Source organism: Streptomyces sp. NPDC001502 (genome assembly GCF_042894785.1).
Classification (GTDB): Bacteria; Actinomycetota; Actinomycetes; order Streptomycetales; family Streptomycetaceae; genus Streptomyces; species Streptomyces kutzneri.
This window is the reverse complement of the sequence record NZ_JBIAVW010000015.1, coordinates 178437-193876: the sequence shown is the minus strand read 5'-3', so window position 1 is coordinate 193876 and position 15440 is coordinate 178437. Positions and strand designations below refer to the sequence as shown.

Annotated in this window: 15 protein-coding genes and 1 pseudogene; 11 read left to right on the top strand and 5 right to left on the bottom strand. The window is 74.1% G+C overall.

Features of this window, described 5'->3' with window-relative positions:
- Positions 1-191: 191 nt before the first annotated feature.
- Complete coding sequence (locus tag ACFY0D_RS25725; protein ID WP_390800393.1) at positions 192-824, bottom strand: TIGR03085 family metal-binding protein; 633 nt, start codon at positions 822-824, stop codon at positions 192-194.
- A 91-nt stretch (positions 825-915) separates the two neighbouring features.
- On the opposite strand from ACFY0D_RS25725, the gene hisI reads away from it, so the two are divergent.
- The 11 genes and pseudogenes from hisI (at position 916) to lgt (ending at position 10087) form a co-directional block, all read left to right on the top strand.
- A complete protein-coding gene (gene hisI / locus ACFY0D_RS25720) occupies positions 916-1284 on the top strand; it encodes a phosphoribosyl-AMP cyclohydrolase (protein WP_030012381.1) in 369 nt (122 codons plus the stop codon).
- Positions 1285-1299: 15 nt separating this feature from the next.
- Complete coding sequence (locus ACFY0D_RS25715) at positions 1300-2790, top strand: anthranilate synthase component I (protein ID WP_351159577.1); 1491 nt, start codon at positions 1300-1302, stop codon at positions 2788-2790.
- A 14-nt stretch (positions 2791-2804) separates the two neighbouring features.
- Complete coding sequence (locus ACFY0D_RS25710) at positions 2805-3485, top strand: TIGR02234 family membrane protein (protein ID WP_390800392.1); 681 nt, start codon at positions 2805-2807, stop codon at positions 3483-3485.
- A 111-nt stretch (positions 3486-3596) separates the two neighbouring features.
- Entirely contained in the window at positions 3597-3848 is a 252-nt protein-coding gene (locus ACFY0D_RS25705; RefSeq protein WP_030724546.1) for an HGxxPAAW family protein, read from the top strand.
- 105 nt (positions 3849-3953) lie between these two features.
- A complete protein-coding gene (locus ACFY0D_RS25700; protein WP_390800391.1) occupies positions 3954-4439 on the top strand; it encodes a DUF2752 domain-containing protein in 486 nt (161 codons plus the stop codon).
- 172 nt (positions 4440-4611) lie between these two features.
- The gene (gene trpC / locus ACFY0D_RS25695; RefSeq protein ID WP_030012837.1) at positions 4612-5421 is read left to right on the top strand and encodes an indole-3-glycerol phosphate synthase TrpC; all 810 of its coding nucleotides are present in this window, start codon (positions 4612-4614) and stop codon (positions 5419-5421) included.
- Between the two features lie 9 nt (positions 5422-5430).
- On the top strand, positions 5431-5640 hold the full coding sequence (trpM, locus tag ACFY0D_RS25690; RefSeq protein ID WP_351159567.1) for a tryptophan biosynthesis modulator TrpM: 210 nt from the start codon (positions 5431-5433) through the stop codon (positions 5638-5640).
- A 205-nt stretch (positions 5641-5845) separates the two neighbouring features.
- Positions 5846-7087, top strand: a complete 1242-nt coding sequence (trpB, locus tag ACFY0D_RS25685; protein WP_301371719.1) for a tryptophan synthase subunit beta — start codon at positions 5846-5848, stop codon at positions 7085-7087.
- Positions 7084-7899, top strand: a complete 816-nt coding sequence (gene trpA, locus ACFY0D_RS25680; RefSeq protein ID WP_266390515.1) for a tryptophan synthase subunit alpha — start codon at positions 7084-7086, stop codon at positions 7897-7899. The genes trpB and trpA overlap by 4 nt, the downstream gene beginning before the upstream one ends.
- A 108-nt stretch (positions 7900-8007) precedes the next feature.
- Positions 8008-8799 (top strand): annotated as a pseudogene (locus ACFY0D_RS25675) (DsbA family protein); the annotation flags it as partial.
- Between the two features lie 316 nt (positions 8800-9115).
- Positions 9116-10087, top strand: a complete 972-nt coding sequence (lgt, locus tag ACFY0D_RS25670; RefSeq protein ID WP_390800412.1) for a prolipoprotein diacylglyceryl transferase — start codon at positions 9116-9118, stop codon at positions 10085-10087.
- Positions 10088-10349: 262 nt separating this feature from the next.
- Here lgt and ACFY0D_RS25665 read toward each other — a convergent pair whose 3' ends face one another.
- The 4 genes from ACFY0D_RS25665 to ACFY0D_RS25650 form a co-directional block, all read right to left on the bottom strand.
- On the bottom strand, positions 10350-11165 hold the full coding sequence (locus ACFY0D_RS25665; RefSeq protein WP_390800390.1) for an HpcH/HpaI aldolase/citrate lyase family protein: 816 nt from the start codon (positions 11163-11165) through the stop codon (positions 10350-10352).
- Positions 11162-12337 carry a CaiB/BaiF CoA transferase family protein gene (locus ACFY0D_RS25660; protein WP_390800411.1) on the bottom strand — a complete coding sequence of 392 codons (1176 nt, stop codon included), beginning with the start codon at positions 12335-12337 and terminating at the stop codon, positions 11162-11164. The genes ACFY0D_RS25665 and ACFY0D_RS25660 overlap by 4 nt, the downstream gene beginning before the upstream one ends.
- A 197-nt stretch (positions 12338-12534) precedes the next feature.
- On the bottom strand, positions 12535-13446 hold the full coding sequence (rbsK, locus tag ACFY0D_RS25655) for a ribokinase (RefSeq protein WP_390800389.1): 912 nt from the start codon (positions 13444-13446) through the stop codon (positions 12535-12537).
- Positions 13443-14903: an ADP-ribosylglycohydrolase family protein gene (locus tag ACFY0D_RS25650; RefSeq protein WP_390800410.1), complete on the bottom strand. Its 1461-nt coding sequence runs from the start codon at positions 14901-14903 to the stop codon at positions 13443-13445. Before ACFY0D_RS25650 ends, rbsK begins: the two co-directional genes overlap by 4 nt.
- Positions 14904-15440 lie beyond the last annotated feature (537 nt).

Sequence of the window (15440 nt, the reverse complement as noted above, 5' to 3'; positions counted from 1 at the left end):
CAAACCCAGCCCCGCCGACCGACTGACCACGCCCCCGGCCAGGCGGCCAAACCCAGCCCCGCCGGCGTTTGAGGCGCGGCCACCGGGCCGCACCAGAAACGCACCGCCCGGCCAGGGCAAGGGCGGCCACCGGGCCGCACCCGGAAACGGGACCCGCACCCCGGAACGGGACCCGCACCCGGCCGGCCAGGCTAGAGGCCCAGGGACGCCACCGTCAGCTTGGCGACGGCCTCCTTCTCGCCGTCCAGCGTCACCGACGACGCCGCCTGACGGCCGAAGCAGAACAGCGTCAGCTCCCCCGGCTCGCCCGTCACCGTGACCACCGGCGCACCCTTGCGCGCCACCGCCGTCCGCCCGTCGGGACGCCTCAGCACCAGGCCCACCGGCGAGCGCCGGCCCGTCAGGCGGGCCAGCTTCTCCAGCCGGGACCACAGCGCGTCGGAGAAGACCGGGTCCAGCTCCCGCGGGGACCAGTCCGGCTGCGCCCGGCGGACGTCCTCCGCGTGGACGTAGAACTCGACCGCGTTCGCCGCCTCGTCGATCTGCTTCAGCGCGTACACCGACAACCTCGGCGGGCCGGTCCTGATCAACTGGATCAGTTCCTCGTACGGCTTGGCCGTGTACTCCTCCATCGCCCTGTCCAGGCGGGCCTTCAGCACGTTCAGCAGCAGGCCGCCCGCCGCGTCAGGCCGCCGCTCGCGGACCACCACGTGCGCGGCCAGCTCGCGACAGGTCCAGCCGGAGCACAGCGTGGGGGCCTCCGGACCGGCCGCCTCCAACAGGTCCGCCAAGAGCAGACGTTCACGCTTCGCATGGGTAGACATGCGGGCCAGCCTACGGCGGGAACCCGTCGAACACCCGCCCATCAGGCGGACGGGGATCAACACCCCCGCCCCGGCCCGGCACAATGTCCACATGAGTACGTCCCCTCGCCCCGGCAACCTCGACCCCGCCATCGCCGCGCGCCTCAAGCGTTCCGCGGACGGGCTGGTCCCGGCCATCGCCCAGCAGTACGACACCGGTGAGGTGCTCATGCTCGGCTGGATGGACGACGAGGCCCTGCACCGCACCCTCACCACCGGCCGCTGCACCTACTGGTCCCGCAGCCGCCAGGAGTACTGGGTGAAGGGGGACACGTCCGGCCACTTCCAGCACGTGAAATCCGTCGCGCTCGACTGCGATGCCGACACCGTGCTCGTCCAGGTCGACCAGGTCGGAGCGGCCTGCCACACCGGGGCGCGCACCTGTTTCGACGAAGATGTCCTCCTCCGCGCAGCCGACTAGGTAGGGTCCCCCGAAATGGATCTTGAGACGTTCCGCAAGCTCGCGGCCGACCGCCGCGTCATCCCCGTGAGCCGCAAGCTGCTGGCCGACGGGGACACCCCCGTCGGGCTCTACCGCAAGCTGGCAGCCGAACGCCCCGGCACCTTCCTCCTGGAGTCCGCCGAGAACGGCCGCTCCTGGTCCCGGTACTCCTTCATCGGGGTCCGCAGCGACGCCACCCTGACCGCCCGGGACGGCCGGGCGCACTGGATCGGCACCCCGCCCGTCGGCGTACCCACCGACGGCGACCCCCTCGACGCCCTGCGCGCCACCGTCGAGGCCCTGCACACCCCCCGCGACCTCGCGGGCGGCATGCCGCCCTTCACCGGCGGCATGGTCGGCTACCTCGGCTACGACATCGTCCGCCGCCTGGAGCGCATCGGCGAGCACACCGCCGACGACCTGGAGCTGCCCGAGCTGACCATGCTGCTCACCTCCGACCTGGCGGTCCTGGACCACTGGGACGGCACCGTCCAGCTCATCGCCAACGCCATCAACCACAACGACCTCGACTCCGGGGTCGACGAGGCGTACGCGGACGCCGTGGCCCGCCTCGACGCGATGGAGGCCGACCTCGCGCGGCCCGCCCCCTACGTGCCGGCCGCGCTGCCCGCCTCCGAGCTGCCCGAGTTCTCCGCCCTCTGGGGCGGCGAGAAGTACCAGGCGGCCGTCGAGGACATCAAGGAGCGCATCCGGGCCGGCGAGGCCTTCCAGGTGGTGCCCTCGCAGCGGTTCGAGACCCCCTGCCACGCCTCCGCGCTGGACGTCTACCGGGTGCTGCGGGCCACCAACCCGTCCCCGTACATGTACCTCTTCCGCTTCGAGAACGGCTTCGACGTGGTCGGCTCCAGCCCCGAGGCGCTGGTCAAGGTCGAGGACGGGCGGGCCATGGTCCACCCCATCGCGGGCACCCGCCACCGGGGCGCGACCCCGCAGGAGGACAACGACCTCGCCGACGAGCTGATGGCCGACCCCAAGGAGCGCGCCGAGCACCTGATGCTCGTCGACCTGGGCCGCAACGACCTCGGCCGGGTCTGCGAGCCGGGATCGGTGGAGGTCGTCGACTTCATGTCGATCGAGCGCTACTCCCACGTCATGCACATCGTCTCCACCGTGACCGGGCGCGTGGCCGAGGGGAAGACCGCCTTCGACGTGCTCACCGCCTGCTTCCCGGCCGGCACCCTCTCGGGTGCGCCCAAGCCCCGCGCCATGCAGATCATCGAGGAGCTGGAGCCCTCCCGCCGCGGCCTCTACGGCGGCTGCGTGGGCTACCTGGACTTCGCCGGGGACTCCGACACGGCCATCGCCATCCGTACCGCCCTGCTGCGCGACGGCACGGCGTACGTGCAGGCCGGAGCCGGTGTCGTCGCGGACTCGGTGCCCGAGCTGGAGGACAACGAGTGCCGGAACAAGGCGGCCGCCGTGCTGCGCGCGGTGGGAGCGGCGAACCGCCTCCACGGCTCCTGAGGCCGTAAGGGATAGTGGGGTACGTGAGTGCCGTACCCCCGCCCCGAAACGACGCCGACGCCGAGTCCGAGCCCGAGGCTCCCGACAGCCGCGGCGGCCGCCGCAGTGTGGCCGTCGCCCTGCTGCTCGGCGCCCTGGGCGCCACCGTCGTCCTGCTCGCCTCCGGCCGGACCTGGGCCCGGGGCACCGCCGCCATCGGCAGCGACTCGCTCCAGCTGACCGCCGACGGGCGGGCCGTCACCGGCCTGCCCGCCGCGCTGGCCATCGTGGGCCTCGCCGCACTGGTCGCCGTCTTCGCCGTACGCGGCAAGAGCCGGCTGCTGGTGTCGGGGCTGCTCGCGCTCAGCGGCCTGGGCGCGGCCCTGTCGGCCGTTCTCGGCGCCGACGGCCGCCGCGTCCTGGACGCGCAGGCCGCCCGTACGACCGCCGACAGCGCCGCGCACGTGGCCGGGCTGACCCAGACGACCTGGCCCTACGTCACGGCCGCCGGCGCGGTCCTGATCCTCGCCGCCGGTCTGCTGGCCCTGCGCTTCGGCCGGAGCTGGCCCTCCATGGGAGGCCGCTACGAGCGTGACGGCAGCCCGCGTGCCCGGACTGTCGCAGCGGTTGATCCGGACCGGCCGGAAGATCTGTGGAAGGCTCTGGACCGGGGCGAGGACCCGACCAGCGACCCGGGCGCCGACCGGGCTCACTGACCCGACCCCCCTGGACGGCGAAGCCGCCCGGTGCGGGACAATGGTCGCCGAGCGTCCGACACAGACCGCACGTTCGACACAGCAGCGCGACAGAGCAACGAGGAGCAACTCATGGCGGGCACTAGCCACGGACACACCCCGGCCGCCTGGACCGGTGTCATCATCGCCTTCATCGGTTTCTGCATCTCCGGCGCCTTCATGGTGATCGCGAACCCGCTCGGCTTCTGGGCCGGCCTCGTCGTCGTCGCGCTCGGCGGTGTCGTCGGCCTGGGGATGCGGGCCGCGGGCCTGGGCGCGCCGAAGCCCGCCCACAAGGACCTCGCCGAGGTCATCGCCGCTTCCAAGGTTCCCGCCAAGGTCTGAGCGAGCGAGCGGCGCGGTCCGTAGCGACGCGGTCCGAAGCAACGCAGCCGAAAGGCGCGGCCCCGCCGGGCTGCGCCTTTTGTCATGAGCGGAGAGAATCAGCAGGTGGACGCCTCTCGTACCCCCGATGCCCCGCCGTCACCGGCACCCGTGCCCGGAGGGCCGGGGCAGCCCGCCGAGCGGCCGTCCCCGTCCCGGGCCCGGCGGCTCGCCGTCCCGGCGTTCTACCTGGCCGGGGTCACCGCGGCCTTCGCGTACGTGGGCACCGTGGATCCCAACGAGCCCGGCCATTACCCGGTGTGCCCGCTGTTCCGGCTGACGGGCATCCTGTGCCCGGGCTGCGGCGGCCTGCGCAGCGCGCACGCCTTCGCGCAGGGCGATCTGGTCACCGCTCTCGGGGCGAACGCGCTCGCGGTCGCGGGCTATTTCGTCTTCGCGGGGTTCATGGCCCTGTGGCTGGTCCGGGCGTTCCGCGGCGGGCCGACCCCGAGGATCGTCCTGCGTCCGAGGTACTGGTGGGCGCTCGGTGCGCTGGCACTGGTTTTCGTCATTGTCCGAAATCTCTCTTTCGGCTCCGCTCTGGCGCCCTGAGCCCCCTGGGCAGGCCCTATGAAGCACGGATTCCGAATGTCCAGTTACTGGGACAGCGTCAACCGCGTGCGGAGGGCAACGCCTCCTGCGGATACCATTTGAATGCCGACCTTGCTTCTGTACTTGTCTGCAAGGCGGCCGACCGTCATCGACCCGGAAGGGGGCCGCTCGCGTGAGTGTGCTCGACGAGATCATCGAAGGGGTCCGCGAAGACCTTGCCGAACGGCAGGCCCGCGTGAGCCTCGACGAGCTCAAGGAGCGTGCCGCCAAGGCGCCCCAGGCCAAGGACGGCGTCGCTGCCCTGCGCGGCGACAGCGTCAAGGTGATCTGCGAGGTCAAGCGCTCCAGCCCCTCCAAGGGCGCGCTGGCCGCCATCGCCGATCCGGCCGGGCTCGCCGCCGACTACGAGGCGGGCGGTGCGGCGGTCATCTCCGTCCTCACCGAGCAGCGCCGGTTCGGCGGCTCGCTGGCCGACCTGGAGGCCGTCCGCGCCCGCGTGGACATCCCGATCCTGCGCAAGGACTTCATCGTCACGGCGTACCAGCTCTGGGAGGCCCGCGCCTACGGCGCCGACCTCGTCCTGCTGATCGTCGCGGCGCTGGAGCAGGAGGCCCTCGTCTCCCTCATCGAGCGGGCCGAGTCCATCGGTCTCACCCCGCTCGTCGAGGTCCACGACGAGGAGGAAGTGGAGCGCGCGGTCGCCGCCGGTGCCAAGATCATCGGCGTCAACGCCCGCAACCTCAAGGACCTCAAGGTCGACCGCTCCACCTTCGAGCGCGTCGTCGGCGAGATCCCGGACCACATCGTCAAGATCGCCGAGTCCGGCATCCGTGGCCCGCACGACCTGATCGCCTACGCCAACGAGGGCGCCGACGCCGTCCTCGTCGGGGAGTCCCTGGTGACCGGCCGCGACCCGAAGGCGGCCGTGGCCGACCTCGTCGCCGCCGGTGCCCACCCCGCCCTGCGCCACGGGCGGAGCTGACCCGTACCCATGGCCCACGACCGCTCCTGCGTCCGCACCCGGCCGGGCTCCCGCCCGGTCGCCGTGCCGACGGCTCACGCGCCCCTGGCGCGCGGCTGCCGCCCCCGCGGCTGCCGCGCCCCGGCCCGGCGCGTGCACGGGCGGCGGGTCCGGTACGTGATCGGCTCCGAGCCCGGTCAGGTCAACGGCATGCGATGGCGCCGCGGAGGCGCGCTGTAACGAGGGCCGCCGCGGCCCGGTACGCGAGACGTACCGCGCCGCGCGCAGTTCCCGTACGGCCTGACGTCCCGGGCCGCCGGCCCCGGACGCGGGCCGCCCCGCACCGTACGCACGACATCCCCCAGCGGGGTGTGCGCGGCACGGGCGGGCGGCGCAATACGGTGAATCCACCCCGCCGCATCTCGCACCCGTAGGAGCACTGGACATGTCCAGCGAGTTCTTCATTCCGGACCCGGAGGGTCACGTTCCCAACGCCGAGGGCTACTTCGGCGACTTCGGCGGCAAGTTCATCCCGGAGGCGCTCGTCGCCGCCGTGGACGAGGTCGCCGTCGAGTACGAGAAGGCCAAGGGCGACCCGGCCTTCGCGGCCGAGCTCAACGACCTCATGGTCAACTACACCGGCCGCCCGAGCGCCCTCACCGAGGTGCCCCGCTTCGCCGAGCACGCCGGCGGCGCCCGGATCTTCCTCAAGCGCGAGGACCTGAACCACACCGGCTCGCACAAGATCAACAACGTGCTGGGCCAGGCGCTGCTCACCAAGCGCATGGGCAAGACCCGCGTCATCGCCGAGACCGGCGCCGGGCAGCACGGCGTGGCCACCGCCACCGCCTGCGCGCTCTTCGGCCTTGAGTGCACCATCTACATGGGCGAGATCGACACCCAGCGCCAGGCCCTCAACGTGGCCCGCATGCGCATGCTGGGCGCCGAGGTCATCGCCGTGAAGTCCGGATCCCGGACGCTCAAGGACGCGATCAACGAGGCGTTCCGCGACTGGGTCGCCAACGTGGACCGGACCCACTACCTCTTCGGTACGGTCGCCGGCCCCCACCCCTTCCCGGCCATGGTCCGCGACTTCCACCGGGTCATCGGCGTCGAGGCCCGCCGCCAGATCCTGGAGCGCGCCGGCCGGCTGCCGGACGCCGTCGCGGCCTGCGTCGGCGGCGGCTCCAACGCCATCGGCCTCTTCCACGCCTTCATCCCGGACGCCGGCGTCCGCCTGGTCGGCTTCGAGCCCGCCGGGCACGGCGTCGAGACGGGCGAGCACGCGGCCACGCTGACCGCCGGCGAGCCCGGGATCCTGCACGGCTCCCGCTCCTACGTCCTCCAGGACGAGGAGGGCCAGATCACCGAGCCGTACTCCATCTCGGCCGGCCTGGACTACCCGGGCATCGGCCCGGAGCACTCCTACCTCAAGGACTCCGGCCGCGGCGAGTACCGCGCGGTCACCGACGACGCGGCCATGCAGGCCCTGCGCCTGCTCTCGCGCACCGAGGGGATCATCCCGGCGATCGAGTCGGCGCACGCCCTCGCGGGCGCCCTCGACCTGGGCAAGGAGCTGGGCAAGGACGGCCTGCTGGTCGTCAACCTGTCCGGTCGCGGCGACAAGGACATGGACACGGCGGCCCGCTACTTCGGGCTGTACGACGGCGAGGGGGAGAACAAGTGAGCACCGGGAACCTCCAGCTGCTGAGCGACACCCTCGCCAAGGCGAAGTCCGAGGACCGCGCGGCCCTCGTCGCCTACCTCCCGGCGGGCTTCCCGACCGTCGACGGCGCCATCGAGGCGGTCAAGGCCGTCATCGAGGGCGGCGCGGACGTGGTCGAGATCGGCCTCCCGCACAGCGACCCGGTGCTGGACGGCGCGATCATCCAGACCGCCGACGACATCGCCCTGCGCGGTGGAGTCAAGATCGCCGACGTGATCCGCACGGTCCGCGAGGCCCACGAGGCGACCGGGGCCCCGGTCCTGGTGATGACCTACTGGAACCCCATCGACCGCTACGGCGTCGAGCGGTTCACCGCCGAGCTGGCGGCGGCGGGCGGCGCCGGCTGCATCCTGCCCGACCTGCCGGTCCAGGAGTCCGCGCTGTGGCGCGAGCACGCGCAGAAGCACGGTCTGGCGACCGTCTTCGTCGTGGCTCCCAGCAGCAAGGACGCCCGCCTGGCCACCATCACGGCGGCCGGCTCCGGCTTCGTCTACGCCGCCTCCCTCATGGGAGTCACCGGCACCCGCGAGTCCGTCGGCAACCAGGCCGCCGATCTGGTGCGCCGCACCCGCGCCACCAGCGACCTGCCGGTCTGCGTCGGCCTCGGCGTCTCCAACGCCGTACAGGCCAAGGAGGTCGCGGGCTTCGCCGACGGCGTCATCGTCGGCTCGGCCTTCGTCAAGCTGCTCCTGGACGCGCCGGACCTGCCGGCCGGGCTGGACGCCGTACGGGCGCTCGCCGGGGAGCTCGCGGAAGGCGTGCGCCGGAGCTGACGCGCGTTCGATCACAGCCACGGATGTCTGATCGGGTTCTGTAGCCCGATCGGGTGGAAGTGCGGGCAGGGAGGCACGCGTGTGCCTCCCTGCTTCGTTTGGCGGAGCGTGAGCGAGAAGAACGACGGTGCGAACCGCGATGCGACGAAACGATCGGCCCGGGAACGACTCCTCGTGGAGCGCGAGCGGCAGAAGACCCGGGACAAGCGCCGGCGGACCCTCGTCGTGGCGGCGGCGGTGGTCGGCGTCCTCGGCCTGGCGACCGTCGTCGGCGTGATCGCGGCCAACACCGGCAAGAGCGGCTCCGCCAAGGCGGGCCCGGTGGTCGCCCCCTCCGGGGCCACCGGAAAGGACGCCCTCGCCATCCAGGCGGGCAAGCCCGAGGCGAAGTCCTCCCTCACCGTGTGGGAGGACTTCCGCTGCCCCTCCTGCAAGTTCTTCGAGGACAAGTACCGCGACGTCATCCACGACCTGGAGGCCAAGGGGCTGCTCAAGGTCGACTACCACCTGGTCACGCTCATCGACCGGAGGATGGGCGGCAGCGGCTCGCTGAAGGCGGCCAACGCGGCCGCCTGTGCGCAGGACGCCGGCAAGTTCACCGAGTACCACGACCTCCTCTTCCAGAACCAGCCGCAGGAGATCGACGACGCCTTCGGCAAGAACGCCAAGCTGCTGGAACTGGCGGGCAAGGTCGACGGGCTGGACACCCCCGGATTCCGCTCGTGCGTCGAGGACGGCACGTACAACAGCTGGGTGGCCAAGTCGGACACCTCCTTCACCACCGGAGGGTTCCGGGGCACCCCGACCGTGCTGCTGAACGGCAAGGACATCCTTTCCGACCAGGCCAACCAGGTGACCCCGCAGAAGCTGAAGGAGCAGGTGGAGGCCGCGGCCAAGGGCTCGGGAGGCGCGGACGCCGGGGCCGGGGCCGAGAAGGCCTCACCGTCGGGCAGCGCGACCCCCGGATCCGGAGCGAAGGCCGCGGACAAGCCCGGGGACAAGACCGGGGCGAAGGCCTCGCCGTCGGCCTCGCGCACGGGATCGGGCGGATCCTCCTCCGGCGGGTCCTCGAACCGGTCCACCGGTGGGACCTCCAGCGGTTCCTCCAGCGGGTCCTCGGAGGACTGACCGCAGCCGGTTCCATGTCTGGATTTGGTTTCGTCTTGCCGGGCGGGTTGCGGTGCGCACCGCCCGGCAAGGTAGCGTCATGTCTGCCATGGACCTTGCTTACATCCCCAGTCCGTCGACCGGCGTGATCCATCTCGGACCGATCCCGCTCCGCGGCTACGCGTTCTGCATCATCATCGGCGTCTTCGTCGCCGTCTGGCTCGGCAACAGGCGATGGATCGCGCGCGGCGGAAAGCCGGGCACGGTCGCGGACATCGCCGTGTGGGCCGTGCCCTTCGGCCTGGTCGGTGGTCGCCTCTACCACGTGATCACCGACTACCAGCTCTACTTCGGCGCGGGCCGCAACTGGGTCGACGCCTTCAAGATCTGGGAGGGCGGACTCGGCATCTGGGGCGCCATCGCGCTCGGCGCGGTCGGTGCCTGGATCGGCTGCCGCCTGCGCGGGATCCCGCTGCCGGCCTGGGCGGACGCCCTGGCCCCGGGTATCGCGCTGGCCCAGGCCTGCGGACGCTGGGGCAACTGGTTCAACCAGGAGCTGTACGGCCGGGCCACCGACCTGCCGTGGGCGGTGGAGATCACCGCGGGCCCGAACCGTGACGCCGGGACCTACCACCCGACCTTCCTGTACGAGTCGCTGTGGTGCGTCGGTGTCGCGCTGCTGGTCCTCTGGGCCGACCGCCGCTTCACGCTCGGCCACGGACGGGCCTTCGCCCTGTACGTCGCCGCGTACTGCGTCGGCCGCGGCTGGATCGAGTACATGCGCGTCGACGAGGCGCACCACATCCTGGGCGTCCGGCTGAACGTCTGGACCTCGATCGTCGTCTTCGTGCTCGCGGTCGTCTACCTGGTGCTGTCGGCGAAGCTGCGGCCGGGCCGCGAGTCGGTCGTCGAGCCGGACACCTCCGGCGGCAAGGACGGTGACGGCGCGGCTCCGGCCGACGCGGACGCCCCCGCCGAAGCCGCTGACGCGGAGAAGCCCGAGCCCGCCGAGGCCAAGACGCCCGTCCTCACGAAGGACGCCCCCGCCAAGGCCGAGGCCCCGGAGCCGGGCAAGCGCTGACCTGATCGCTCTGCGAAGGGGGGTGCCGCATACACCGCGGCACCCCCCTTCGCGTTCGCCGAATCCAGCCCCGCCGGCGTCCGAGCCTGGTCGGGGCGGAGCCCTGGGACAGGGCGCCGCGCCACATCAAGCCCCGCCGGCGATTGAGGCGCGGGGTCCGGGGCGGAGCCCTGGGATACGGCGCCGCGGACGGTCACGGTCGGTCGTCGGGGGGTTTCGGGCGGAGCCCGGGGCGGGGGCTCCGCGTGAACGGCGGCCGGGGTCAGCGGGCGGCCATGCGAGCGGCGAGCTCAAGGGTGCGGTGCGCCGCGGCCACGACCGCCGGATCCACGAACCGCCCGTCGGGCAGGGCCAGCGCACCCGGCGTGGCGCGGGCGGCGCTCAGCACCTCCACGGCGGCGCTGACCTCCTCGTCCGCCGGAAGGTAGGCCCGCTCGATCACCGGGAGCTGGCGCGGATGGATCGCCGCCCGGCCGAGGAAACCCAGGGAGCGGCCGCGGGCGCACGAGACGGCCAGCGACTCCAGGTCCCGGATGTCGGGGAACACCGACTGCGCCGGGGGCGTCAGCCCCGCGGCCCGGGCCGCGACCACCACCCGGGAGCGGCACCAGTCCAGGCCCGTCTCCGCGCTGACGGCCAGGTCGGCCCGCAGGTCCGCCTCGCCGAGGGAGAGCCCGCGCAGGGCGGGGTGCGCACGGGCGATCTCGTACGCGCGCTCCACGCCCACGGCCGATTCGAGCAGGGCGTGCAGGTTCACCCCGCCGGTGCGCTCCGCGACGGCCGTGATCTGCCCCGGGGCGCTGATCTTGGGCAGCCGCAGCCCCGCGAGTCCGTGCAGCCCGCCGAGCGCGGTGAGGTCGGCGCCGCCCCAGGGCGATTCCAGGGCGTTGACGCGGACGTGGACGGGGAGCGGGGGCCGCTCGGCGAGCAGATCGGCGGTCGCGGCGCGCGCGTACTCCTTGCGCGAGGCCGGTACCGCGTCCTCCAGGTCGACGATGACGGCGTCCGCCCCGCAGCCCAGGGCCTTGGCGACCACCTGGGGACGGTCGCCGGGCGCGTACAGCCAGGTCAGGATCACAGGGCTCCCTCGGTCCGCAGTGCGGTGATCTCGGCCTCGGTCAGCCCGAGCTCGGTCAGGACCTCGTCGGTGTCCGCGCCGTGCGGGCGGCCCGCCCAGCGGATCCCGCCCGGGGTCTCGGAGAGCCGGAAGAGGATGTTCTGCATGCGCAGCGGGCCCAGCTCCGGGTCCTCGACCTCGGTGACCGTGTCGAGGGCCGCGAACTGCGGGTCGGCCATCACGTCCCGGATGTCGTAGACCTGGGCGACGGCCGCCTCGGCCTCCTCGAACGCGGCGACCACCTCCTCGGCCTTGTGCCGGGCGATCCAGCCGCCGACCGCCTCGTCCAGCACGTCCGCGTGCCGGGCCCGCCCGGCGCCGGTCGCGAACCAGGGCTCGGCGATCAGCTCGGGCCGGCCCACCAGCCGCACCACCCGCTCGGCGATGGACTGCGCGGAGGCGGAGACCGCCAGCCAGCGCCCGTCGGCACTGCGGTAGGTGTTGCGGGGGGCGTTGTTCGCGGAGCGGTTGCCGGTGCGCGGCTGGACGTAGCCGAGCTGGTCGTACCAGAGCGGGTGCGGGCCGAGCACGGTGAGGATCGGCTCGACGATCGCCAGGTCCACGACCTGACCGTGCCCGGTGCGGTCCCGCCCGGCGAGGGCGGTCATCACGGCGTACGCGCAGGTCAGCGCGGCGATCGAGTCGGCGAGCCCGAAGGGCGGCAGGGTCGGCGGCCCGTCCGGCTCCCCGGTGATCGCGGCGAAACCGCTCATCGCCTCGGCGAGCGTTCCGAAGCCCGGACGGTGGGCGTACGGGCCGTGCTGGCCGAAGGCCGTGACGCGCGCCAGGACCAGGCGCGGGTTGGCGGCGGACAGCTCGGGCCAGCCCAGCCCCCACTTCTCCAGGGTGCCGGGGCGGAAGTTCTCGACGACCACGTCGGCGGTGGCGGCCAGGCGCAGCAGGGTGTCCCGGCCGCCCGGGGCGGACAGGTCGAGCGTCATCGTCCGCTTGTTCCGGCCGAGGAGCTTCCACCACAGGCCGATGCCGTCCTTGGCGGGGCCGTGGCCGCGCGAGGGGTCGGGACGGCCGGGGTGCTCGACCTTGACGACCTCGGCGCCGAAGTCGCCGAGCAGGGTGGCGGTCAGCGGCCCGGCGAAGAGCGTGGCCAGGTCGAGCACCCGGAGCCCTTCCAGCGGCCCTTGCCCTGGCCGGGCTTCGGCGGGGGCGGTGGCTTCGGTGGGGCCGGGCGCGCGCCGGGGCGTCTCCTCGGGCGCCGAACGGTGTCCGGGGTCGGAAAGCGCGGCGGTGGTGCGTTCGGCGCCCTGCGGGGATCGCTCCGACACACTCCCAGCCCCGCCGGAGCAGCTCGGGGGCCGGCGCCCGTCGGAGGTCACGAGGCGGCTCCGCGCTGCGCCGCGGCGAAGACGTCGGTCTCGGCGCGGGTCGGCATCGAGTCCTGGGCTCCCGGGCGCTGGACGGAGAGCGCGGCCGCCGCCGAGGCCCAGCGCAGGGCCTCGGGCATCGGCCGGCCCTCGCCCAGGGCCACGGCGAGGGCGCCGACGAAGGTGTCCCCGGCGGCGGTCGTGTCCATGGCCCGCACCCGGGGCGCGGGCACGGTCAGCGGCTCCCGGCCGCGGGCGGCGTACAGCGCCCCCGCCGCTCCGAGGGTGATCACCACCTCGGGCACGTCGGCCAGCAGGGCCTCGGCGCACTGGAGGGGGTCGGTGAGCCCGGTGAGGGCCGCGGCCTCGTGTTCGTTCGGGACGAGGAGGTCGGTGGCGGCGAGCAGATCGGCGGGCAGCAGCTGGGCGGGGGCCGGGGTGAGCACCGTACGGACGCCGTGCGCGCGGGCGGCGCGGGCCCCGGCGAGGACGGCGGAGAGGGGCAGTTCGAGCTGGAGGAGGAGGGAACCGGCGGCGGCGATCCGGGCCTCGTCCCCCGTCTCCAGACCGGTGACGGCGGCGTTCGCGCCGGGGATGACGATGATGCTGTTGCCGCCCTCGTCGTCCACCGTGATGTGGGCGGTGCCGCTGGCGCCCTCGACGGTGCGCAGGGCCGCCGTGTCGACCCGGGCCGCGGTGAGCGCGGAGCGCAGCCGTACGCCGAACTCGTCGGCCCCGACCGCGCCGATCATCACCACCTCTCCGCCGGAGCGGGCGGCGGCGACGGCCTGGTTGGCGCCCTTGCCGCCGGGGACCGTGCGGAAGGCCCGGCCGGTGACGGTCTCCCCGAGGCGGGGGGCCTTGGGGACGTAGGCGACGAGGTCCATGTTCGTACTGCCGAGCACGGCGATGGCCGTCATGAGCGTGCTGCCTCCTGTGCGGTGAGATGGGCGAGGGCGTCGAAGCCGATGCCGTCGAAGCCGGGGACGGTGGTGGCGAGGCGGTTCTTCAGCGGCGCCGTCCAGCGGTGCGGGAGGGCGTCCGGGGAGCCGGTGAGCAGCCCGGCGAGGGCACCGGCCGTGGCCCCGTTGGAGTCGGTGTCCCAGCCGCCGGACACGGCGCGGCAGACGGAGTGCGAGAAGTCCCCGTCGGCGTGGGTGAGGGCGGCGGCGATCAGCGCGGTGTTGGGGACGGCGTGGACCCAGTGGTAGTGCCCGTAGCGGGCGTGCAGCCGGTCGACGACGAGGTCGAAGTCCTCCGGCTCCGCGCGGGCCGCCCGGATCCCGAAGCGGACGGCCTCGGCGAGGCGCGAGCGGGGCGGTACGAAGGCCAGCCCGGTCCGGAGCGCGGTGTGGACGTCCGACCGGCCGGTGGCGGCGGTGGCGGTGGCGGCCGCGACGAAGAGGGCGGCGTAGACGCCGTTGCCGGTGTGGGTCAGGGCGGCGTCCCGGTAGGCCTGGGCCGCGGCGGTGGCCGGATCGCCCGGATTGGTCCAGCCGTGGACATCGGCGCGGATGAGGGCGCCGATCCACTCGCGGAAGGGGTTGTGGTGGGTGGCGGTGACGGGCGGCTCCAGGCCGAGGAGGAGATTGCGGTAGGCGATGCGCTCGGCGGTGAAGGTCCGCCCGGCCGGCAGCTCGTCGAGCCAGAGGCGGGCCACGTCGGCGGTGGTGAAGCCCTTGCCGTGGCGCTGGAGCAGGAGCAGCCCGAGGAGGGGGTAGTTGAGGTCGTCGTCCTCGGGCATGCCGTCGATGTTCTCGGCGAGGGAGGTGGGGGCGGAGCGGCGGTTCCAGGGGTGGGCGGCCAGCACCCGGGGCGGTACGCCGCGTTCGCTGAACCAGTCGTTCAGCGGCCAGTTGCCGGCGGCGCGGGCCAGGGCCCGGATCCCCTCCAGGGGCAGCTTCTCGACGGGCTTCCCGAGCAGACACCCGACGGCCCGCCCGAGCCAGGCGGCTTCCAGCCGGGTCCGCAGCCGGGTGGCCTCCGGCCCGGTCGTCAGCAGGGGGTGCGGCCCGGCGCCGCCCGGCGGTTGCGCCGCGCGGGCGCCGGCCGGGGGTGCGGGTTCCGCTGCGCGGGCCGGGCCGTGGCCGGGCTCCGGCTCCGTGCCCGGGGGCGTCGCCCTGGGCGCCGCCTCTGTTGTGCGGGCCGGTGCGGTTCCGGGGGCGCCGGGCGGCCGGGATTCCCGCCCCGCGGCGGGCGGTCCGGCCGTGGCCTCTGCTGCACGGGCCGGTGCGGGGCGCGGGGTGGTGGCCCGTGTCCCCGGACCTGCGGTCGGGTGTTCGCCCGGGTGGTCCGGCGGGTCTGGCGGGTCCGGGAGTTCGGTGGGCCGGTCCGCCGGTCCGCCGGGGGTCAGTTGCCGGGGATCGGGTGCGGGCAGGGCCTCCGCTGCGCGGGGCGGGCCGTGGCCGGGCTCCGGCTCCGTGCCCGGGGGCGTCGCCCCGGGCGCCGCCTCTGTTGTGCGGGCCGGTGCGGCTCCGGGGGCGCCGGGCGGTCCGGCCGTGGCCTCTGCTGCACGGGCCGGTGCGGGGCGCGGGGTGGTGGCCCCGTTCCCCGGCCCTGCGGGCGGTCGGGCCGCCGGGTCCGGGAGGGCGGTGCGCCGTTCCACGTGATCCGGGGTCGGCCAGGTGGCCCGGATGGCGGGCCAGGAGTGGGGTTCGTCGGCTCCGGAGGGGGGTGGGAGTTGTGCCAGGGCGTCCAGGAGGCGGGTGGCCAGGGCGCGGAGTTCCGGTGGGGCGGGGGTGGGGGAGGCGCCCGCGCGGTCCGGGGCGGGGTGGCCGCCTGCCGCGAGCCAGGCGCGCAGGGCGGGGGCCGGATCCCGGCCGTCCTCCGCCGCCTGGCGCAGCTCGTGCCCGACCAGGTCCTCGGGCTGCGCCCAGGTGAGCCGGAGCGGTTCGCACGCCGGGCCCGCCCCCTG

Coding starts and splice junctions, on each gene's coding strand:
- ACFY0D_RS25725 (WP_390800393.1), bottom strand. CDS start 824: ATGTCTACCCATGCGAAGCGTGAACGTCTGCTCTTGGCGGACCTGTTG.
- hisI (WP_030012381.1), top strand. CDS start 916: ATGAGTACGTCCCCTCGCCCCGGCAACCTCGACCCCGCCATCGCCGCG.
- ACFY0D_RS25715 (WP_351159577.1), top strand. CDS start 1,300: ATGGATCTTGAGACGTTCCGCAAGCTCGCGGCCGACCGCCGCGTCATC.
- ACFY0D_RS25705 (WP_030724546.1), top strand. CDS start 3,597: ATGGCGGGCACTAGCCACGGACACACCCCGGCCGCCTGGACCGGTGTC.
- trpM (WP_351159567.1), top strand. CDS start 5,431: ATGGCCCACGACCGCTCCTGCGTCCGCACCCGGCCGGGCTCCCGCCCG.
- trpB (WP_301371719.1), top strand. CDS start 5,846: ATGTCCAGCGAGTTCTTCATTCCGGACCCGGAGGGTCACGTTCCCAAC.
- lgt (WP_390800412.1), top strand. CDS start 9,116: ATGGACCTTGCTTACATCCCCAGTCCGTCGACCGGCGTGATCCATCTC.
- rbsK (WP_390800389.1), bottom strand. CDS start 13,446: ATGACGGCCATCGCCGTGCTCGGCAGTACGAACATGGACCTCGTCGCC.